Source organism: Lysinibacillus sp. FSL K6-0232 (assembly GCF_038008325.1).
GTDB lineage: Bacteria > Bacillota > Bacilli > Bacillales_A > Planococcaceae > Lysinibacillus.
The window spans coordinates 2870439-2891469 of sequence record NZ_JBBOYW010000001.1 but is presented as its reverse complement, the minus strand read 5'-3'; the positions used below and the strand labels follow the sequence as shown (position 1 = coordinate 2891469).

16 protein-coding genes, 1 riboswitch and 1 other annotated feature are annotated in these 21031 nt (G+C 38.0%); of the genes, 7 read left to right on the top strand and 9 right to left on the bottom strand.

Features of this window, described 5'->3' with window-relative positions; all coding sequences use genetic code 11:
* Window positions 1–5: 5 nt before the first annotated feature.
* Window positions 6–3008, bottom strand: coding sequence for a transglycosylase domain-containing protein (locus MHB42_RS14065; protein ID WP_340806944.1), 3003 nt, complete (start codon window positions 3006–3008; stop codon window positions 6–8).
* 102 nt (window positions 3009–3110) lie between these two features.
* Window positions 3111–3321 (top strand) — a binding site (T-box leader).
* A 92-nt stretch (window positions 3322–3413) separates the two neighbouring features.
* On the opposite strand from MHB42_RS14065, the gene tyrS reads away from it, so the two are divergent.
* Window positions 3414–4682, top strand: coding sequence for a tyrosine--tRNA ligase (tyrS, locus tag MHB42_RS14060; RefSeq protein WP_340806942.1), 1269 nt, complete (start codon window positions 3414–3416; stop codon window positions 4680–4682).
* Between the two features lie 50 nt (window positions 4683–4732).
* Here the strand turns inward: tyrS and MHB42_RS14055 are convergent, their stop codons facing one another.
* From MHB42_RS14055 to rpsD, 3 genes are all read right to left on the bottom strand, one after another.
* Window positions 4733–5536 carry a cobalamin-binding protein gene (locus MHB42_RS14055; RefSeq protein ID WP_340806941.1) on the bottom strand — a complete coding sequence of 268 codons (804 nt, stop codon included), beginning with the start codon at window positions 5534–5536 and terminating at the stop codon, window positions 4733–4735.
* A gap of 122 nt (window positions 5537–5658) precedes the next feature.
* Window positions 5659–6864, bottom strand: a complete 1206-nt coding sequence (locus MHB42_RS14050) for an iron-containing alcohol dehydrogenase (protein WP_340806939.1) — start codon at window positions 6862–6864, stop codon at window positions 5659–5661.
* A 540-nt stretch (window positions 6865–7404) separates the two neighbouring features.
* Entirely contained in the window at window positions 7405–8007 is a 603-nt protein-coding gene (rpsD, locus tag MHB42_RS14045; RefSeq protein ID WP_340806938.1) for a 30S ribosomal protein S4, read from the bottom strand.
* A 521-nt stretch (window positions 8008–8528) separates the two neighbouring features.
* Between rpsD and MHB42_RS14040 the strand changes: the two genes are divergently transcribed.
* Complete coding sequence (locus tag MHB42_RS14040; RefSeq protein ID WP_340806936.1) at window positions 8529–10355, top strand: sensor domain-containing diguanylate cyclase; 1827 nt, start codon at window positions 8529–8531, stop codon at window positions 10353–10355.
* Between the two features lie 95 nt (window positions 10356–10450).
* Here MHB42_RS14040 and MHB42_RS14035 read toward each other — a convergent pair whose 3' ends face one another.
* Both MHB42_RS14035 and hisJ read right to left on the bottom strand, forming a co-directional pair.
* Window positions 10451–10930, bottom strand: a complete 480-nt coding sequence (locus MHB42_RS14035; RefSeq protein WP_340806934.1) for a GAF domain-containing protein — start codon at window positions 10928–10930, stop codon at window positions 10451–10453.
* A gap of 180 nt (window positions 10931–11110) precedes the next feature.
* A complete protein-coding gene (gene hisJ, locus MHB42_RS14030; RefSeq protein ID WP_340806932.1) occupies window positions 11111–11917 on the bottom strand; it encodes a histidinol-phosphatase HisJ in 807 nt (268 codons plus the stop codon).
* A gap of 162 nt (window positions 11918–12079) precedes the next feature.
* Between hisJ and ezrA the strand changes: the two genes are divergently transcribed.
* The 4 genes from ezrA (at window position 12080) to MHB42_RS14010 (ending at window position 16716) form a co-directional block, all read left to right on the top strand.
* The gene (gene ezrA, locus MHB42_RS14025; RefSeq protein ID WP_340806931.1) at window positions 12080–13780 is read left to right on the top strand and encodes a septation ring formation regulator EzrA; all 1701 of its coding nucleotides are present in this window, start codon (window positions 12080–12082) and stop codon (window positions 13778–13780) included.
* A gap of 202 nt (window positions 13781–13982) precedes the next feature.
* A complete protein-coding gene (locus MHB42_RS14020) occupies window positions 13983–15140 on the top strand; it encodes a cysteine desulfurase family protein (protein WP_340806930.1) in 1158 nt (385 codons plus the stop codon).
* Entirely contained in the window at window positions 15137–16348 is a 1212-nt protein-coding gene (thiI, locus tag MHB42_RS14015; protein WP_340806929.1) for a tRNA uracil 4-sulfurtransferase ThiI, read from the top strand. Before MHB42_RS14020 ends, thiI begins: the two co-directional genes overlap by 4 nt.
* A gap of 149 nt (window positions 16349–16497) precedes the next feature.
* Window positions 16498–16716: an alpha/beta-type small acid-soluble spore protein gene (locus MHB42_RS14010; protein WP_340806928.1), complete on the top strand. Its 219-nt coding sequence runs from the start codon at window positions 16498–16500 to the stop codon at window positions 16714–16716.
* A 70-nt stretch (window positions 16717–16786) separates the two neighbouring features.
* On the opposite strand, the gene thiE is transcribed toward MHB42_RS14010, so the two are convergent.
* From thiE to thiM, 3 genes are read right to left on the bottom strand one after another with little or no spacing between them, the layout of a single operon-like run.
* Entirely contained in the window at window positions 16787–17434 is a 648-nt protein-coding gene (gene thiE / locus MHB42_RS14005; RefSeq protein ID WP_340806927.1) for a thiamine phosphate synthase, read from the bottom strand.
* Entirely contained in the window at window positions 17424–18248 is an 825-nt protein-coding gene (gene thiD / locus MHB42_RS14000) for a bifunctional hydroxymethylpyrimidine kinase/phosphomethylpyrimidine kinase (RefSeq protein WP_340806925.1), read from the bottom strand. The genes thiE and thiD overlap by 11 nt, the downstream gene beginning before the upstream one ends.
* Entirely contained in the window at window positions 18248–19003 is a 756-nt protein-coding gene (gene thiM, locus MHB42_RS13995; protein WP_340806924.1) for a hydroxyethylthiazole kinase, read from the bottom strand. The genes thiD and thiM overlap by 1 nt, the downstream gene beginning before the upstream one ends.
* Window positions 19004–19092: 89 nt before the next feature.
* A riboswitch (TPP riboswitch) is annotated at window positions 19093–19191 on the bottom strand.
* Between the two features lie 183 nt (window positions 19192–19374).
* Here thiM and mbcS point away from each other — a divergent pair.
* Entirely contained in the window at window positions 19375–20976 is a 1602-nt protein-coding gene (gene mbcS / locus MHB42_RS13990; protein ID WP_340806923.1) for an acyl-CoA synthetase MbcS, read from the top strand.
* Window positions 20977–21031 lie beyond the last annotated feature (55 nt).

Here is a 21031-nt window from a genome sequence, read left to right as displayed (position 1 = left end):
GATTGTTATTGAGTTGGTGTATCAGTAGGAGGAGGGGGGCTGGTATTTCCTCCGTTTGATCCTTCTTCAGGATTAGCTGTACCACCATTTCCATTGTTATTGCTAGGGTTTGAGCCATTGCCATTATCACTAGACCCATTGCCATTTGTAGAGCCGTTACCATTCCCTTCAGTGTCACCTTCATTACCCTCAGCAGGTGGTGGTGTTTCTTGATCTGGCTCTTGTTCTTGTTCCTCTTCACTTTCTTCTGGCTCAGGCGTGTTTTCACTACCGCCTGTAGAAACAACATTAGATTGCGCAGAGGTTAAACCTGTAATATCAACAGCGACAACAACATAGGCTTGTCCACTAGCAACAGTAATGCTTTGTGTTGACTCCAAGACAGAGGTTACTAATGTTTTGCCCCCATTTGTTACATTGTAAATGCGATAGCCTACAACGTCATTGGATGAACCTGACCAAGACAATCTTGAGCCATTAATCGAAGCACTTACAGCCGCTGGTGGGCTACTATCTGCTGGGAAATCCGCTGCTGATACAGATGACGTAGATAGTGATGAATTTTTCGGTAATAGGCTTGCAGGGTTCCCACCAAGTCTTCCTAACATTCGTTTAATAAAGTCTTGGTTAAGACCTACACCACCAGAGCGTACAAATTCAGCAGGTGTACTTGATAGCGCATTATATGTTTTTCCTTTAATTGTTACAACGCTGCCGCTTCCAGAGCCAAAGCTATTATCTGGCTGTGACGGGACAAAGACCTTCGCATTAAATAAATCTGAGCGTACAAGGCCAGCGTTTGCACAAGCTGCAGAAGGTGCTAAGCCTGAAATACCACAGAATGAAGCAGTGATGACATTTGGCGGTCTCGCAAAGCTTGTTGCTGGATCAATAAATTGTGGATCCACATCGTAAACAGCATTCATCAGTGTTGCCCATAGTCTATTAACACGAACACTAGGCTGTGAATACGTATTATTAAATGCATATAAGGTACGTGGCTGATCGTAGCCCATCCAAACACCAAGAGAGATATTCGGATTATATCCTACTAACCACACATCTTTATAATCTTGAGAAGTACCTGTTTTTGCAGCGAAATCAGAGGAGAATTTCAATGAATTTCGTGCAAGTGTACCCGTTCCTTGTGTTAAAACATCACGTAGCATATCTGTAATGATATACGATGTTTCTGGACTAAACACTTGGGTAGGTGCTACCTCATGCTGATAAATGATATTGCCATCTTGATCTTCAATTCGATCAATCATATAGGAATCAATAAACTGTCCACCATTTGCAAAGGTTGCAAAGGCATTTGTATTTTCTTCAACAGTTACACCTTCATGTAAAGCACCAATACCTGTTGCAAGGTTTGTGAAATCATCAGGATGTAATTTGCTGAAGCCCATTTTGACTAATAGATCAGCAGGACGTCTATTTAAAATGTCATTATATAAACGTAATGCTGAAATATTTTGAGAGTCTGCTAAAGCCTCACGCGCAGGAATAATCCCTCGTTCATCACTTGCAATATAGTTACTTGGACTCCATGAACCGATGGAGAATCTTACGTCAACTAAGGGGCTACCTGCACCAATTACACCATATTCAATCGCTGGTGCATAAACAAGTAGTGGCTTCATTGTAGAACCATTCGAACGATAAGCTTGTGTGGCATGGTTTACTTGTGTTGTTTTAAAATCTCGTCCACCGACAAAGCTTAAAATTCGACCTGTTGTGTTTTCAATTAAAATACTACCTACCTGTACTGGCATTTCGATATCAGTTTCCTCACCAGTTACAGGGTCCTTGCCTTTTCCAGTATACGTATGACCATAATATTGGAAGTTTTGCGCTGCTTTTTGCATAGCATCGTACATATCTTTATTAATCGTTGAATAAATACGATAGCCCTTCGAACGAACATCACGATCAGCTAAGATTCTATACTTTTCCCTTAGTTTCTTTTCGGATTTTAAACGCTCTGGATCAATACCATCCTCTTGTGCTAGTTTTTCTGCAATAATATCTATTGCACGACTTTCAAGCTCATATGTAAGCCATGGATAACGATCCTCCGCACGCATTTCTGGTCCGCGGAAATCGGCAGTAATATCGTAGTCGAGCGCTGCTTGATATTGTGCATCATCAATATAACCAGCTTCTTTCATGCGGTAAAGCACTGTTTTCATACGATCAATACCTGGTTGTAAAGCTTCCTCACTTTTTAGCTCACCTGTATTTGTAAATGGTGTATAGGCAAATGGAGCTTGTGGAATACCAGCTATGTATGCTGCCTGCGGAAGTGATAGCTCTTTCGCTTTGATGCCAAAAATCCCTTCAGCGGCTGTTTCAATACCTGCAATATTTCGACCTGATGAGTTACGACCATATGGAATAATATTTAAGTAAGCCTCTAATATTTCCTCCTTTGTCATAAAATGCTCTAAACGCATCGCAAGTAAAATTTCCTTTGCTTTACGTTCATAGGATACTTCATTTGTTAATACTTGGTTTTTAATAAGCTGTTGTGTTAGAGTAGAGCCACCTGTCTGTGTAGCAGAGTTTGTGACATCTTGTAATAATCCGCGGATAACCGCTTTTGGTACGATGCCATTATGCTCGCGAAAATATTCATCCTCTGTTGCAAGAACAGCATTGATAACATCTGGTGCAACATTGCTAAGTGAAGTTTCACGACGATCTAAATCTGTACGTAGTTTCCCAATATAAATATCATTAGCAAAATAAATCTCACTGGTTTCCTCATAGCTAAAAATTTGATTTCGCAACTCTTCTTTTGAGCGTAATGGCTCATCTTTCACAAGAGAAGCAAAATAACCAGCACCAACTGAACCGACAAATACAGTACCAACCAATGCGAAGACTAAAAATAGTAAAAATAAGTTCCAGGTAACACTACCTGAAATGCGTAATCTCTTCATCCATGTTCGTTCTAGTAATTCATCGATCTTTGCATTGATTTGTTGAATCTTATCTTTCAATGTATCGACCTCCTAAAATCTTGTTTATTATAGCACATATTGTTTTAGTAGGAACATAGTTATTGACTTTGAAAAAGATTCGTATAGAATAATGTGTATAGTTTTCTAGTGAGGAAGAGCTTGCAGTAGTATCTATACTCCCTGTTTAGAGAGCCAGTGGTTGGTGAAAACTGGTCATAGTGTAGAAACGAATTACGTGCTTGGAGCTTAGACGTGCGCGCCTGCGATAAAGGCGGTTGAATGAAGTGGAAGATGGTAGACACATCTTCAAGCTGGGTGGTACCGCGTTAATTGTCGATTTAACGTCCCTGCATGCAATTGTTTGCGTGTAGGGACTTTTTTTATCTTATTTGCAATTCAAGCCCCTACACGTGATAAAGTTCAACCATTTTAGGAGGAATCAAGATGACAAACGAATTATTACAAGATTTAGAGTGGCGTGGCTTGCTTTACCAACAAACAGATGCGGAAGGTATGGCTAAATTATTAGAGGAGCAATCCGTTTCTCTATACTGTGGCGTAGACCCAACGGCAGATTCTATGCATATTGGACATATTGTTCCTCTGTTAACATTACGTCGCTTCCAAAAAGCAGGCCATCGTCCAATTTTACTTGTTGGTGGTGCAACAGGAATGATTGGTGATCCATCTGGTCGTTCTGAAGAGCGTCAATTACAAACGGTAGAGCAAATTGATAAAAATGTTCAAGGTATCCGTAGTCAATTAGAGCGTATTTTTGATTTTGCAGAAGACGGTAATGGTGCACAGCTTGTCAATAATCGTGACTGGATTGGCAATATGAACACAATTGAGTTTTTACGTGATTACGGGAAATTAATTAATGTGAATTACATGCTCGCAAAGGATACAATTGCTTCACGTCTTGATACTGGTATTTCGTTTACAGAGTTTGCGTATACATTAATTCAAGGTATTGATTACAATCATTTATACAATCACTACAATTGCCGTATTCAAGTAGGTGGCTCTGATCAATGGGGTAATATTACAACAGGCTTAGAGGTTATTCGCAAAACACATGAGGAAGAAACAAAAGCCTTTGGGATTACAATTCCTTTAGTGACAAAAGCTGATGGTACAAAATTTGGTAAAACGGCAGGTGGTGCAGTATGGTTAGATGGCACGAAAACATCACCATACGAGTTCTACCAATTCTGGATCAATGCTGCGGATGCGGATGTTGTAAAATACTTAAAAATCTTTACATTCCTTTCTCGTGAGGAAATTGAAGCATTAGCTGTTTCTGTAGAGGAGGAGCCGCATTTACGGAAGGCACAAAAGGCACTTGCTGAGGAAATGACACGTTTAATTCACGGACAAGAAGCATTAGAGCAGGCAATTCGTATTACAGCTGCCTTATTCTCAGGCGACCTAAAAGCTCTTTCAGCGGAAGAAATGAAGGATGCCTTTAAAGATGTTCCTTCTATTGAAATGGCAAAAGAGGATAAAAACATTGTGGACCTTCTTGTAGAAGCGGGTATTTCATCATCAAAACGCCAAGCACGTGAGGATGTATCAAATGGTGCAATTAGTGTAAACGGTGAAAAGGTAACAGATTTACAATACGTAGTAGATGGCAAAGATCGCTTAGAAGATGCATTTAGCATTATTCGTCGTGGTAAGAAAAAATACCATATGGTGAAATTTGGCTAAATACAATACGAAAAACAACATCCCGCATGTATATTGTGGGATGTTGTTTTTTATAAGAAGCTTGGATATTCTATATGCTTATATGCCTTGGGATGTAATAGTTTTGCAAGCTTAATGGCCCCTTCAATAAGGCGGGGAGAAGGGCGACAATAAAGCCATTCCTCCATGACATATAGCTGTTGCCTTTGGATGGCATGCAACTCCTTGGCATCTGGACGCTTTAAGACATGGGCTGGCTTTATACGTTCAATAGCAACACCAACCCAAGCCAGCATAATATAATCAGGCTTACGCTGTACCACATCTGCCCAATCCGTTTGGACACTGGCCAATTCTACATCCTGAAAGAGATTGATACCGCCGGCGATTGCACTAATTGCTGTGAGCCAATTAATGTTGCCGGGGGTAAAAATAGGGTTTGGCCACCATTCCCAATAAAGCGTGGGCTTATCTGTAATTGTTTGTGCAATGTGCTGCATGCTGTCAATCGTTTGTAAATATTCCTGCACAACAGCTTGTGCACGCTGCTCCATATTGCAAACCTTACCAAGTGTAAGAAGGTCTTGCGCGATTTCGTCCAAGGAGTTTGCGTTAAACACAATATGTGGAATGTTTCGTTCTTTCAATGCTTGAATATTTTTTTCCATGCCCGGTACACTCAAAGAGGCAAGTACAAGATCAGGCTGCAATGCTTCAAGTGCATCCATATTAATCGATAAATCAGGACCAAGCTGTGGTAAATTTTTCACTGCTATAGGCCAATCAGAAAAATCATCCACACCAACAAGCTGATCGACTAGCCCTAAATAGGCGACAAGCTCTGTATTACTAGGACAAATTGAAATTAAACGCATAGGCTATCTCCTATCCTTTTTTAAGAAAAGTATAACGGGAGTTAGCTCTATAGACAATGAGCTTATCGTTACATAACATAGAAAAAGGTGGAGAAAATTTCCCCACCTAGAACATAACTCTATTAAGAAAGTGCCACAGCTTCAAGCGACTGCTCTTTCTTTGCAACAGGACCCATTGCATTTTTAATAATTTGTTTAATATCTTCTAATGTTGCTTTACGAGGATTTGTTTCTGCACAAACATCTAATAGCGCATTTTTCGCTAATATTTCAATATCCTCATCTTTTGCACCTAATTCACGGAAGCCGCTAGGAATGTTTAAATCCTTAGACAGCTTTTCAATCGCTGTAATTGCTTTTTCAGCAGCCTCACGCTTACTTAAGCCCTCTACATTTTCGCCTAATAATTCAGCAATACGAGCAAAGCGCTCTGTACGTGCTGTTACATTAAAGCGGCAAACATGTGGCAGTAAAATAGCATTACATACACCATGTGGTAGATTATAGAAGCCGCCTAGCTGATGAGCAATTGCATGGACATAGCCAAGCGATGCATTATTAAATGCCATACCCGCTAAAAATTGCGCATATACCATTTGCTCACGAGCCTCTAAATCAGTGCCATTCGCATAGGCACGTGGTAAATATTCAGGGATCAGTTGAAGTACCTTTTCAGCACATGCATCCGTAATCGGTGTTGCATTTGTCGAAACAAATGATTCAATAGCATGTGTTAATGCATCAATACCCGTTGCTGCAGTAAGTGCAGGTGGTAAACCAATCATTAGCTCTGGATCATTAATGGATAGTAAAGGTGTTACATGCTTATCCACAATCGCCATTTTTACTTTACGTGCTGTATCTGTAATAATTGTGAAACGAGTCATTTCACTTGCAGTACCAGCAGTTGTATTGATCGCAATATACGGTACAAGTGGATTTTGAGATTTATCAACACCTTCATAATCATGAATGCGTCCACCATTCGAAGCAATAAGTCCGATAGCTTTTGCTGCATCGTGTGCACTGCCTCCTCCAAGAGATACAATGGAATCACAATTTTCTGCATGGTACACTGCAACTCCATCTTCCACATTTTGATCTGTTGGATTTGGCTCGGCTTTCGGGAAAATTGCTACATCAATTCCAGTAGCTGTAATGATGTTTGCAATTTGTTGAGAAAGGCCTAATTTGTGTAAGCCCTCATCTGTTACGATTAATGTCTTTTTTACTTCTAAATCATTTAAGCGATTACCAACTTCTTGAATTGCTCCAGCTCCAAATAAGTTTGTTTTCGGCATAACAAATTGCTTTAGAACGTCTGACATATGTCCAACCCCTTTAAAATTATTATTGCTTGAATGATGGTGAACCACCTTTCGCAATTTATCGTAGTCTATTTTTCAGTAAGCATCAACTCAAATTTTTATCAAAAATAAGAATTTAAATAGTGTATTATTTTACAAAAAAATTAGCGCATTAAAAAACTCTTTTAGCAAATAGTTACATGAATTTATTGGTTGATAAATGTTTTACTATAAAAGTAAAATATATTTTTTAGAAAACAGTTCTATTTTGAGGTGCTTCTGAATAGTACATAATTGATATTTGGTTTTTAATGTTAAGGTGGTGGATAAAGGGTGATGATTGCTATTTTACAGTACAAAAATGTATTATATTTTATGAAATTTTTATAACAAAATGGTGACTATTATTTTGATAGTTGAAGGAAATGAAAATAATGCGGTGAAAATTATTAACAATAAAATAAACCTTCAATCAGCGGGATATAAATATAGGATAAAACAAAAACCTCACAAACACTTGGAAATCCAAGGTTGTGAGGTTTAAGAAGCTGAAGAATTTGATTAACGAGAGTAGAACTCTACGATGAATGCTTCGTTGATTTCAGCTGATAATTCAGAGCGCTCTGGAAGGCGAGTGAATGTACCTTCTTTTTTGTCAGCATCAAATGTTACGTAGTCAGGTACGAAGTTGTTTACTTCGATTGCTTCTGCTACAACAGCAAGGTTTTGAGATTTTTCACGAAGAGAAATCGTTTGACCTGGTTTTACGCTGTATGATGGAATATCAACGCGTTTGCCATCGACTAAGATATGGCCATGGTTTACTAATTGACGAGCTCCACGACGAGTACGAGCTAAACCTAAACGATAAACTAAGTTATCAAGACGAGTTTCAAGAAGAATCATGAAGTTTTCGCCGTGTACACCTTTCATTTTACCAGCGCGGTTAAATAGTGTACGGAATTGACGTTCGTTCATACCATACATATGACGAAGTTTTTGTTTTTCTTGAAGTTGTAAACCGTATTCTGATAATTTTTTACGTTGGTTTGGACCGTGTTGACCTGGTGCGTAAGGGCGTTTTTCGATTTCTTTACCTGTACCGCTTAGTGAGATACCAAGACGACGTGATAATTTCCAAGATGGACCTGTATAACGAGACATATTGTTGTCTCCTCCTTTAAATTTGGTTTTTTTGTTGTAAAACAAAAACCAGTAGTACCCATTCTTATACGCATTTTATTTTCATGTATTTTCGCCTATGCAGCCGTTAGGTTACACAATACACCATCTATTTTCCATTGTTGAAAATCATTGTTGTGGTTAAAATAGAGGAATAAAATACAATTATAAGCTTATACCACTGCTGCGTTTATTTTACACAACCTCCATTGTAACTGTTTGAGACATGTACGTCAATTATTAGTATTGATATTTTTTTTACTTATATTATAGTAGGAAATTCCTCACTGTTCATGTTTCCACAATTACAATAGGGTTAATGCTATGTTGTAGAAGTTAAAATATAAAAGTAAGGAGAATTACATAGTCAAAATGACACAAATTATGTATAATATATTATAAGTTAATAGTAATTGATTTGTACGTTATATAGAAAAGGTGATTTCATGACAGACCATTTACAAACGCTAAAATCTATAAAATCTGATGTTTTGAGCTTGTGGGTGAGTTCTAATGAAGAACAAGCTAGTTTTAATGGGTATTTTTATTCATTTAAACAGTGTCTAAAGAAGCGCTTAAAAATTGATAATGCTGCTTTTCTTAGTTTTGAAGGTAATTCTTTAATACCTATTGAAGAAATGGCTTCATTAACAATTGAAACAAAGTTAAATGCTGTGTCATGGCTAATGATTGAAGCTAATTTTTATCAACAGAAAATAGTAAAAATCCCCTATGTATTGAAAACAAACCAAGCTTATTCCATGATGACAGATATGGTGCTTTTCCAAGTAGAGGGTAAAAACCCTATTGGTGTATTACTTGTGGAGGCAACAGAGTCTTGGACAGACTTTATGGCCTCTAGTTATGGCGAAGAATGTATAGAAATATTAACAAAAGTTCTTCAAACAATGAAAGATAATTTAGAACTAAAGATAAATGAAGATCAATACAGAAAGCTATATAACGTGACGGATTTATTTCATTCAACAATGGATATTGATGTAATTTTAGAAAACGTTTTAAAAAATATTAAGGATAATTTTCCAGAGTTTAATGTAGAGCTTATACTATCGAATGATCAAGATCGACATACAACTATTGATATTAAGCTTTTTGATTATTTATCAGAAAGACCTGCTACAGTTGAGGCATTTGTATCAGGAGAGCTAACCACAGAGCTTGCGAGTGATTTGAATTGTCGTTTATTAAATGCGCCTATTAAGGGCAGGCAAGCAATTTACGGCATATTGCAAGTAAGTGCACCAACGACATACCTTTTTTCCACAACTGAAAAGGATTTTGTGCGGATGCTTGCACAAGCATCAGGAAATGCACTGGAAAATGCAAAGTTATACCATCAATCACATCGCCTCGTTAGTGACTTACAACTTATCAATGAAACATCACATCGTCTAAATATGCGGCTTGACGTTTATGAAATGTTACTTTTCCTACAAAAACAATTATTGAAATCTTTTCAACCAATGGAAGTTTGTTTTGCGTTTAAAAAGAATGATACCTTTGAAGTGGCAAATGCTAGTACACCATTGTTTAGCTCTGAGGAGGGTCAAATCTATATCAAGCATGTTGAGCAGCATTTTGAGCATACAAATGACCCGCTGTTTATTGCCGATTTTAGCCGATTAACCCCTAAGCAAATTAATTACCGTTCAATCATGGCCATTCCTATTTTAATGGAAGAAAAAATAAATGGCTTTAGTATTGTGTTGCACAAAGAACCATATTTCTTTTCGTTTGATAGCTTTAAATTAATGCAGTCGCTTATTCATCACTCATCATTAGCCATTGCCAACTCGATTTTACGAACACAGCTTCAGGAAATGGTGGATTTAGACCATTTAACAAAACTTTATGCTCGCAGTTATTTAGATCAATTTGTAGAAAAGTCACTTGAATGTGATCAATCAGGCATGTTTTTATTGATGGATATTGATAATTTTAAACGTGTTAATGATACGTATGGTCATCAAGTTGGTGACAATATTCTTGTGCAAATTGCAATACAGTTAAAAGAAACAATTGGTGATCGTGGTATTTGTGCACGATGGGGTGGGGAAGAGATGTCTGTCTATGTACCCAATATACAGGAGAAAGAGGCATTGGAATTGGCAGCAGCCATTGTAGAGGTCATGCCTAAAGCTACTAATCCGCAAGTAACCATTTCAGCAGGATTGATTATGTGGGATGAGCGGGATCGACCAGCATTCCAATCTGTCTTTTTACATGCAGATACGGCTTTGTACGAAGCAAAGAATAGCGGAAAAAATCGTTTTTGTGTTCACAATGGTTCCTTTCACCCCAATTCCTAACATAACTACATCAAATAGTGATAATACCATAAATGATTCGCCCTGAAATGACAATAAACAACATTTCAGGGCAATTTTTAATGGTGAAAGCTAGTCTAAAAATGTGTAAGCAATGTTTTGACAAATAGCTCTAAACCTTCTTGATCTTCTTTAGAGAAGCGGTTGACGATTGGACTATCAATATCCAGCACACCAATAATCTCTTTATGCTTTATCAACGGTATAACAATTTCTGATTGTGAAGCTGCATCACAGGCAATATGTCCTGGGAAATCATGCACATCTTTCACAATAATTGTTTCTTGCTTGGCAATAGATGTTCCACAAACACCGCGACCGACTGGAATTCTTACGCAGGCAGGTAGACCTTGAAATGGTCCTAAAACGAGCTCGTTTTGCTGTAAAAGATAAAATCCTACCCAATTAATATTTGGTAAAAACTGATTTAGCAGGGCAGTGGCATTGCTTAAATTTGCAATCCGATCTGTTTCACCTGTTAGCAGCGCATCTAGCTGCTTAGATAATGTAACATATTGGTCAGCAATGGACCCATTATAATTAATTTGTGTAAACATATAAGCACCTCATTTAGTTATTATTTATCTTGGTTCAGTGAGTGTCCAAACGCTCACTGAACCAAGATAAAAGCCTCAGCAGATATACCTGACGCTAGCGCTTTCGGTACAGAAAACATTGTGGCGGATTTTTAAGAGGAGCTTTTCGAGTGAACTCAAAAAAATCCGAACGCAATTACGCTAGGGCGTAATTGATTGTGGTAATAGTACATGGTAATGTTGATGTAAATCATCGGCAGTATGGGCATCTGAACCAAATACATATGGCAATTCAATGGCTTGACAATACTTCATAAAAGATAATGGTGGATACGACTCCTGACAATATTTTTTACTAAGCCCAGCACTATTGAAGTCCAGCTCATAGCCTGCTTGCTTGATAGCATCTAAGACTTCCTGAATACGCATAGTGTCATTTATTTGTTTACCATGAGCTAGCTGAAATTTATGAATAAGTGATGGATGCCCGATTCGTTTTGGCTTGTATAAACCTAAGTCTGCTTTAATCGATTGTAGAACAGTATCATAATACAAATGATAAACCTGTTCAACAGAGCCAACTTGTTGTGAAAAATCGATAAAGTTTTCGGGTGAAAAGTCGATACATGTATAGGTATCCTGCCATTGTAAAAAATGGACAGATAAAATAGCATCATCTAAAAAATGCCCATACGTGTCAAGAAATTGACGAGTTTCCTGTTCAAAGCCTATGATATAATCAACCTCTAGCCCAATTCGGATGCGAATATCTTGTGCATATTGCTTTTTTAGGCATTGCAGCTCCTCAAAGTAAGGCAAAAGCTGATCTAGATGCATCCCGCTGTCTTGCTGTGGGGTAGGGTCAACAAAATTTTTAGGTAATGGGGCATGCTCTGTAAATGTTATGTCTGTAAATTGAGAAGAAATTGCTTTTTCAATATATTGAACAAATGAATCCGAACTGCCATGTGGACAATGAGGACTATGTATATGCCCATCGCGTTTCATAATGTACCACTCCTTTAGCTCTATAGTTGTGCTATTAAATATTTTAAAATAGCAAAAAAACAGTTTTCTGTAAAACACTTAAATTTTAGTACAAAAGGCGAAAGTATAGTATATAATAAATACAACTAGCCAATTCGTTTATTGTAGAATAGGGGGCTTACGATGGAGTATATCATCATTCCGATTATCCTACTATTAATTTTAGCCATAGTGGGATTTATGATGCGAAGAAAACATGTTGCAATTATTGCAAAACTTGAACATGAAAAATTACAAATTCAACATAAACCTATTAATGAAGAAATTTCAAAAGTCAAATCTTTAAACATGAACGGTGAAACGGAAGAAATGTTTGAGCGATGGCGTAATATTTGGGATGAAGTCATCGATGTACATATGACAAAAATTGATTCATTACTATTTGATGCTGAGGATCAAATTAATCGACTTCGCTTTAAAAAAGCGACGTTAATAGAGCGCGAAATAGAGGATTATATTCAAAAGTGTGACCAAGATAAAGATAAAATTTTAGAAGAACTGAATGAATTAATTGGCAGCGAAGAAAAAAATCGAATTGAAATTGAGCAGTTAAAAGAATATTATCGTTCCGCAAGAAAAACATTGTTGGCCCACCAGCATTCATTTGGTGTAGCATTGCCTGCACTTGAGAAAAAGCTGGAAGGATTTGCTCAAAAGTTTGATGAGTTTGATGTTCTTACAAATGAAGGAAACTACCTACAAGCGCGAGAAATCGTTATTAGCTTAAACCAAGAGTCACAGCAAATATTTGATTATATTAATGATATTCCAACGATTTTAACGGAACTACAAGTAAAGCTTCCAGGGGCAGTGCAAGAATTGCGAAATGGTCAGCGTGAAATGGAAGATCAATCTTATTATTTACAGCATTTAGAGCTAACGGAAGCATTAAATAAATATGAAAAAGAATTTGCTTCCTTGAAAAATGATTTAGCAGAGCTTAAATTAACGGTTGTGAAGCCTCGCGTAGCTGAAATTAACGAAGAAATCGACCATTTTTATGATTTACTTGAAAAAGAGGTTATTGCGAAAAATTATGTTGATCAAAACTGTGATCGCTTATTAAGCTCCATTACAAATATTATTGCTTCCACTAAATTAGTTGGTGAGGAAGCAGCTTATGTACAGCAAAGCTATCGTCTAAACGAAAAGGATGCGGAAATTCCAAAAGCAGCTCTTAAGCAGTTGGAGGCATTGCAACGTCGCTATGATCTATTAGCCATGCGTGTGAGAGAAGAAAAATCTGCGTATTCAAGCTTACAGGAAGAATTAATAGCGATTAGTGACGAGCTTGAGCGTATTCATGAGGAACAAGAGCATCTCTCTAATACAATGAAAAAGCTACGAATTGATGAAAATAAGGCACGTACACAAGTAGAAAAACTAAAGAAAATATTACAAGAAACAGACCGTATATTAAATAAGGCAAATATTCCAGGAATCCCTGAGGAGATGGATGCACGCCTTGATGAAGCGGCAGAGCATATTTATGTAGTAATGCAAAGCTTGCAGGAAGTGCCGCTAAATATGGGGACGGTGCATAATAACTTAAATGCAGCGACACTTTGTGTAGAGGATGTTAATGCAAAGGCACATGAGCTAATTGAAAATGTCATGTTAATTGAGCGTATTATTCAATATGGTAATCGTCATCGTGCAACAAATTCAAAATTGCATATGCGCTTAACGGAAGCGGAGGAAGCATTCCATCAATTTCGTTATGCTAAGGCATTAGAGGAAGCTGGAACAGCCGTTGAAGAAATGGAGCCGGGTGCTTTAAAACGTATTCAAGAAATTGTTGCAGAGGAATCTGTATCAAAATAATGAAACCTGAACTATTCTATGAAATGCTTCTTTAGTATTTCGTAGTAGTTCAGGTTTTTTGTTTCTTTAAAAACATTCAGCGATATTCTAGTGTCCTTTTCTCATCAAAATATAAATAATCGTGAAAGTTAGTGGTCATTCTGGCAAGATTGCGTTATGATAAATACCGTTAAATCAACGCGTTGAAAGTGTGTGAAGAATAATGAGTAATGTAATTTATTTAGATAACAGTGCAACAACAAAGCCTTTACAAGAGGTAATGCAGACATTTATGGCTGTGAATGAGCAGTATTATGCAAATCCTGCATCCATTCATGCTATGGGTGTTGAAGCAAATAACTTATTAATGCGTGCGCGTGAGCAAGTAGCAGATATTTTGCAAACAACAGCGAAAAATGTGCTATTTACTTCAGGTGGGACAGAATCAAATAATGCAGCTATTTTTGGCTTAGCACGCAGTAATACACATATAGGAAAGCATATTTTAACAACGGAAATTGAGCATCCTTCTGTTCTAGAGGCAGTAAAGCAGCTTGAAAAAGAAGGCTTTGAGATTGAATATTTGAACGTTGATAAAAGCGGTGTAATTTCCTTAGAGGAGCTTACAGCAAAACTACGTAAAGATACGATTTTGGTAAGCATTATGCATGTCAATAATGAAATGGGTGCAATCCAGCCTATTTTTGAAGCAGCTAGCATTATCCATAAAATAAGTCGAGCTGCTTTTCATGTGGATGCTGTGCAAAGCTTTGGCAAATTAGCCGTATCTTTTAATGGAGAAGATGGACCAGATAGTTTGTCAATTTCGGGTCATAAAATTCATGGCTTTAAAGGCTCAGGCATACTAGCATTTCGTAAAGCAATGAGATGGCAGCCATATACATTTGGTGGTGGTCAGGAATTTGGCATGCGAAGTGGAACTGTAGCTGTTCCACAAGCTGTAGCTTTAGCAAAAGCGGCTCGTCTGGCAGTTGAAGAAATGGATGAGCGTGCAAAAAAATATCGCCAATGGCAAGAAACTATTTGTGCGCAGCTCCAAAGCTATGGGGAGGCTGTGCATATTTTATCGACCCCACAAGGAGCGGCTCATATTTTCTCATTTAGTGTGCGTGATTTAAAGGGTGAAATTATTATTAATGCCATGCAAAAGCGAGGCGTGATTGTTTCTACATCAAGTGCTTGCTCATCGAAACAAACAAAAACAAGTCATGTTGTGGAAGCATTAAAGCTTGATGAGCATTATAAAAAAAGTGTTATTCGAATGAGTTTTGGTGCATATAACACAGCCGAGGATATTGAAAAGTTACAACAAGTATTAGCGGAAGTAATGATGGAACTTAAAGGAGAACAAAGCAAATGATTTGGAAAGAAATTTTAATTCGATATGGCGAGCTTTCTACAAAAGGGCGCAATAAAATGGACTTTATTCGCCGCTTGCGTGAGAATATTCGTCATGCCTTTGTAGATTTAGGACATCTACATATTCGTACAGAGCGCGATCGTATGTTTATTGCGATTGACAACGAAAGACAGATGCAAACGTTAATTGAAGGGCTACCGAAAATTTTTGGTATTCAATCCTTTAGCCCTGTAGCGGCATGTGAAAAAGATATAGCAACCATGAAGCAGCTTGCTGTTACAATTATGGATAGCTTTAAAGAGGGGCAACATACATTTAAAGTAGAAGTAAAACGTACAGATAAAACATTTCCTTTAGAGTCACATGCTATTCAACGCGAGATTGGTGGTTATGTGTTACCACATTTTAAAAATTTATCTGTGCAAGTAAAGCAGCCCGATATTGAATTACGTGTTGAAGTGCGCCATGATGCCATATATATGATGGCACAAGTAATCGCTGGTGCAGGTGGAATGCCAGTAGGATCAAATGGGAAGTCTTTATTAATGCTATCAGGAGGCATTGATAGCCCTGTTGCAGGTTATTTAATGATGAAACGTGGTGTACGTCTAGAAGCTATTCATTTCTTTAGTCCACCATATACAAGTCAAAATTCACTGGAAAAGGTAAAGGTACTTGCGAATGAATTAACGAAATTTGGTGCAAGCATTCGTCTACATGTTATTCCGTTTACAGAAATTCAAGTTTTAATAAAGGAAAAAGTACCTTCAAATGTATCGATGACAACAACGCGTCGTATGATGTTAAAAGTAGCCGATCAAGTACGTGAAGAAATCGGTGCTCTTGCCATTGTTACAGGTGAAAGTCTTGGACAAGTTGCCAGTCAAACGCTCGAAAGCTTAACGGCTATTAATGCTGTCACGAATACACCGATTTTACGTCCACTAATTTCAACTGATAAATTAGAAATTATTGATATTGCAGAAAAAATCGGCACATACGAAACATCTATTCAGCCATTTGAGGATTGCTGTACAATCTTTACACCAGCAAGTCCAAAAACAAAGCCAAAGCTTGAAAAAGTAGAGCATTATGAAAGCTTCTCGGATTTTGATGAACTGATTGCACGAGCTGTGCAAAATCGCGAGGTCTATATTTTCCCTAAAAAAGATGAGCCACAACAAGATAAGTTTGCTGAGCTTTTATAAGCAAAGGTTTTCACGCCGCTTCCAATACCTATTTGGAGGCGGCTTTTTGTATTGTTTGCTGTATCCCAATAGAGGCACAATTTACCTCTAAAATTTTTGTATTAAAAATCTAATATCGCACATTCTATATTCACAAGGAGGTGAGAAACATGACTACAAACAACAACCGTAATTCAAACAAGCTTGCAGTACCTGGTGTACAACAAGCACTTGATCAAATGAAATACGAAATTGCACAAGAATTTGGTGTTCAATTAGGAGCTGAAGCTTCAGCTCGTGCTAACGGTTCCGTTGGCGGTGAAATCACTAAACGTCTTGTACAAATGGCAGAATCTCAATTAAAAGGTATGCCAAACAACAACCAATAATTGCAGCATAAGCAATTATTAAACGTAAAACCAGTGACCGTAACAGGCACTGGTTTTAGTTTGTTTATATTTATCCTTTTTTATGCTCTGCAAACAACGACCTGAACATAGTTACTGTATGGGCAATATCTTTACTATCACAAATAGCAGAAATAACAGCAACACCGTCTGCGCCTGCTTGTAAAACTGCTGGTGCATTGGCACAATTAATGCCTCCAATGGCAACAATGGGAAGTTCACGGTTTTCACTGCGTACGCTTTGCAAAAATGCTGTGCCACTTGGTGGGTTGGCATCGCTCTTTGATGTTGTAGCAAAAATTGGACCAATCCCTACATAATCTGCCCCGTATTGCTGTGCAATTTGCAATTCGTCTTGAGAATGAACGGACACACCAAGAATCATTTTGCCAATTTTTTCTCGAATTTTACATACAGGAAAATCCTTCTGACCAATATGAATACCATCTGCTCCAAGCTTTATCGCAAGTTCTACATCATCATTGATAATAAATGGGACACGATATTGCTGACACAGCTGCTGACAATGGCGTGCAAAGTCTTCATAGGCTGGTCCTGTTAATGCATTGTGCCCCTTCTCGCGTAGCTGAAACATGGTAATTCCGTGCTGTAAGGCTTGTTCTAGAACAATGAGTGGTTCTTGAAGTCTGCTATTACCTGTACCCATTATAAAATAGAGCGCTAAATCTTCACGCTTCATAAATAGTCACCTCACAACAATTTTTGCTGTCTTGATAGGCAAAATGATTTGTCGGTCCATGTCCATGACCTAGTGCTAAATCATGTGTAATGGCTAGCTGAATAAATTTTTTCGCTTCGATGATTGCTTCTTTAATCGACAGACCACGTCCTATAAAAGCCGTTAATGCTGCGGAAAATGTACAACCAGTGCCATGTGTATTGTTAGTTGCAATACGAGGTGTTTGCATTGAAAAAGCTTGCCCATCGTTGAAAAATACATAGTCAATGGCATCCGTTGTATCTGCTAAATGACCACCTTTGATAATGACACAATGTACACCTGTTGCCAATAGATGGTCAGCGGCTTCTTTTATATCATCGATTGTGTTGATTGTTTTGCCTGTTAATGTTTCAGCCTCTGGAATATTTGGTGTTACAATGGTTGCGATTGGCAGTAAATAATGGCTAAGTGCCTCAATTGCTTCTTGCTGTAATAAACTTTCGCCACCTTTGGCAATCATAACAGGGTCAATAATAAGTGGAATGTTTGTATTAGCAAATGTATGTGCCACTGTTTGAATAATAGCTGGAGAAAATAGCATACCTGTTTTTACAGCACTTATTGAAAAATCCTCAAGCAATGCCTGTAGTTGTTGTTCTACAAAAGCCGCCTCAATTGGCAAAACACCTGAAACACCAAGTGTATTTTGAGCTGTTAAAGCTGTAATAACAGTCGTTCCAAACACTTTTAATTCTTGGAAGGTTTTTAAATCAGCTTGTATACCAGCGCCGCCACTGCTATCAGACCCAGCAATCGTTGTAACAATTTGCATTATTGCTCACCATCCTTTGATAGACGATTTAGTTCATTTAACACAGCAATTTGAAAATCACCAATATATTGTGCAGCAGCGGCAGCTTGCTCAGCAATTTGTTTATAAAGCTTTAGTACCTCAGCTAATTGCTGGTAGGGCTGCTGACCAGCTACATAAGCAGCACAGCAAATCGCACTTAAGAGGCAGCCTGTTCCAGTAACATCTGTCATTTGCACATTGCCGCCCGCAATCCATTGCTGTTGAGTGCCATCCGTAATAAAGTCCTTTTCTCCTGTAACAATGACGATACATTGATAAAGCCGTGCGATTTTTCTTGCCTCATCCTCTATAGCAATGGAGCCAGTTCCACTATCTACGCCCTTTTGCTGCCAATCTATATTCGCAATGGCGGCAAGCTCGCCAATATTGCACCGAATAGCTGCAAATTGAATTTCTTTTAATAGTTGCTGTGTAGCTTGCTTGCGATAAGCTGTTGCGCCAGCGCCAACAGGGTCTAATAGAACAGGGATACCAAGTGCGTTTGCTCTTTTACCAGCCAATAGCATGGATGTTTTAGCTGTATCATTTAGTGTTCCAATATTAATCAATAGGCCTGAGGAAATTGCCACCATTTCCTCCACCTCCTCATTGCCATCAGCCATTACAGGTGAGGCACCAATTGCTAAGAGTCCATTTGCTTGGAAATTCGCTACGACATAATTTGTAATACAATGAATTAATGGATTTTTTTTACGGATTGTTTCAATAATCATTATAAGTCCTCCTTTGTTGGATGGACGTAAGCATGCAAAAAGGCTCTTTTTTGTGTAAAAATACACGTAAAAGAGCCTGTCATCAGTAAAGATAGATGTAAATTGCTCCCTACGCCAGTATTAACTAACAGGTTCAAAGGGTCAGGTTTTACCTTCTCAACTCATCATGAGTCCCCCTGCAATCTTATTTTTAGTTGACCAAAATGTACCATATTTTTTTAGCTTATTCAATAGAGAATTCATATGAATATGACTGATACCATATACCGAAATATGATAGTTGTCATGACTTTTGGCAAATTGGGCGCAAAGCATTGAAAATCATAAAAAGGGAGCTTTATAATGTGTCATAACAAAAGGGGGCATTTGCCGTGAACAGACAAGATTTAATTGCACCAGAATGGTATAACATCACAGAGGAAATTGAAAAATATGCACAGGATACAACAAAGAATGCATTAATTATTTGTGACGAACATCAAAATGTTCAATGGATTACATACACACATTTATTTGAAAAGGCAAATCAGGCAGCACATGTCTTTACAAAAGAGGGCTTAGCAAAAGGTGATGTAGTACTTGTAATGGTGCCGCGCTCTGTAGAAGCCTATATTGTTTATATCGCTGCTCTAAAAGCGGGTTTAACCATTATACCAAGCTCAGAAATGTTAAGAACAAAGGATATTGAATATCGCATTGAACATGCAGAGGCAAAAGCCGTTATTGCGTATGAGCCTTATATTGAGCAATTCGACAAGGTAGAAAATTTACAAGGTATGCAGCAATTTGTTATTGGGCATGCACATAAGCCATGGCAGCCATTACTAGAAAAAATGCAGCAGCAACCAACAACTTACATAAATGCTACTCCAACCAAAAGCACAGATATTGCATTTTTAGCTTATACAAGCGGTACAACAGGTAATCCAAAAGCTGCGGTGCATAGTCATAGCTGGGGCTATGCACATTTACGCACAACAGCACCCCATTGGTTAGGTGTCCAAGAAAATGATATTGTTTGGGCTACAGCAGCACCTGGTTGGCAAAAATGGATATGGAGTCCATTCCTCGCTACACTAGGAAGCGGTGCAACAGCATTTGTTTATAAAGGGAAGTTTGATGCAGCTACTTACCTAACATTGCTTGAAAAATTCAATATTAATGTTCTATGTTGCACACCAACGGAATATCGTTTTATGGCAGCACTTAATCATTTACAGCACTATAATTTAAGTGCTATTCGTCAGGCTGTGTCAGCAGGTGAGCCTTTAAATAGTGAGGTGATTAAAGTATTTTCAGACGTTTGTCACGTGCAAGTACGTGATGGCTATGGTCAAACCGAAAATACATTGCTGGTCGGTACAATGGTGGGCATGGAAGCAAGAGCTGGTTCAATGGGAAAACCAACACCCGGCAATACAGTAGACATTATTAATGATGAGGGTCAGCCTGTTGCAGTTGGGGAAGTGGGAGATATAGCTGTTCACCAAGAAACACCTGCACTCTTTAAAAAATATTTAAAAGACCCTGAACGTACACAATTACAATTCCGTGGTGAGTGGTATATTACAGGAGATCGTGCCTACAAAGATAAGGATGGGTATTTTTGGTTTGAAGGACGCGGGGATGATGTGATTATTTCATCAGGCTATACAATTGGACCATTTGAAGTAGAGGATGCCTTAATAAAGCATCCAGCTGTCAAAGAAGCTGCTGTTATAGCAAGCCCTGACAAGGTTCGAGGAAATATTGTTAAGGCATTTATTGTGCTTCATCATGGTGAAATCGGTGATCAGCAGCTTATACAAACATTACAGCAGCATGTAAAAGCATTAACAGCACCATATAAATATCCACGTGCTATTGAGTTTGTAGAGGAGCTACCAAAAACCTCTTCTGGGAAGATTCGTCGTGTCGAATTACGACAGCAAGAAGCGAAGCAGCTCACATCTTCATTATTTTCTGGGAAATAATATCGAAAATCAAAGTTCATGTAAGAGAATGGACTTTGATTTTTTTTAGGTTTTT

What these genes read in the sequence shown, in the direction of transcription:
- MHB42_RS14035 (WP_340806934.1), bottom strand. Translation starts at nt 10,930, where the DNA reads ATGTTTACACAAATTAATTATAATGGGTCCATTGCTGACCAATATGTT.
- rpsD (WP_340806938.1), bottom strand. Translation starts at nt 8,007, where the DNA reads ATGTCTCGTTATACAGGTCCATCTTGGAAATTATCACGTCGTCTTGGT.
- thiE (WP_340806927.1), bottom strand. Translation starts at nt 17,434, where the DNA reads ATGAAGCGTGAAGATTTAGCGCTCTATTTTATAATGGGTACAGGTAAT.
- thiD (WP_340806925.1), bottom strand. Translation starts at nt 18,248, where the DNA reads ATGCAAATTGTTACAACGATTGCTGGGTCTGATAGCAGTGGCGGCGCT.
- thiM (WP_340806924.1), bottom strand. Translation starts at nt 19,003, where the DNA reads ATGATTATTGAAACAATCCGTAAAAAAAATCCATTAATTCATTGTATT.
- ezrA (WP_340806931.1), top strand. Translation starts at nt 12,080, where the DNA reads ATGGAGTATATCATCATTCCGATTATCCTACTATTAATTTTAGCCATA.
- MHB42_RS14020 (WP_340806930.1), top strand. Translation starts at nt 13,983, where the DNA reads ATGAGTAATGTAATTTATTTAGATAACAGTGCAACAACAAAGCCTTTA.
- hisJ (WP_340806932.1), bottom strand. Translation starts at nt 11,917, where the DNA reads ATGAAACGCGATGGGCATATACATAGTCCTCATTGTCCACATGGCAGT.
- tyrS (WP_340806942.1), top strand. Translation starts at nt 3,414, where the DNA reads ATGACAAACGAATTATTACAAGATTTAGAGTGGCGTGGCTTGCTTTAC.
- MHB42_RS14055 (WP_340806941.1), bottom strand. Translation starts at nt 5,536, where the DNA reads ATGCGTTTAATTTCAATTTGTCCTAGTAATACAGAGCTTGTCGCCTAT.
- MHB42_RS14050 (WP_340806939.1), bottom strand. Translation starts at nt 6,864, where the DNA reads ATGTCAGACGTTCTAAAGCAATTTGTTATGCCGAAAACAAACTTATTT.
- MHB42_RS14010 (WP_340806928.1), top strand. Translation starts at nt 16,498, where the DNA reads ATGACTACAAACAACAACCGTAATTCAAACAAGCTTGCAGTACCTGGT.
- thiI (WP_340806929.1), top strand. Translation starts at nt 15,137, where the DNA reads ATGATTTGGAAAGAAATTTTAATTCGATATGGCGAGCTTTCTACAAAA.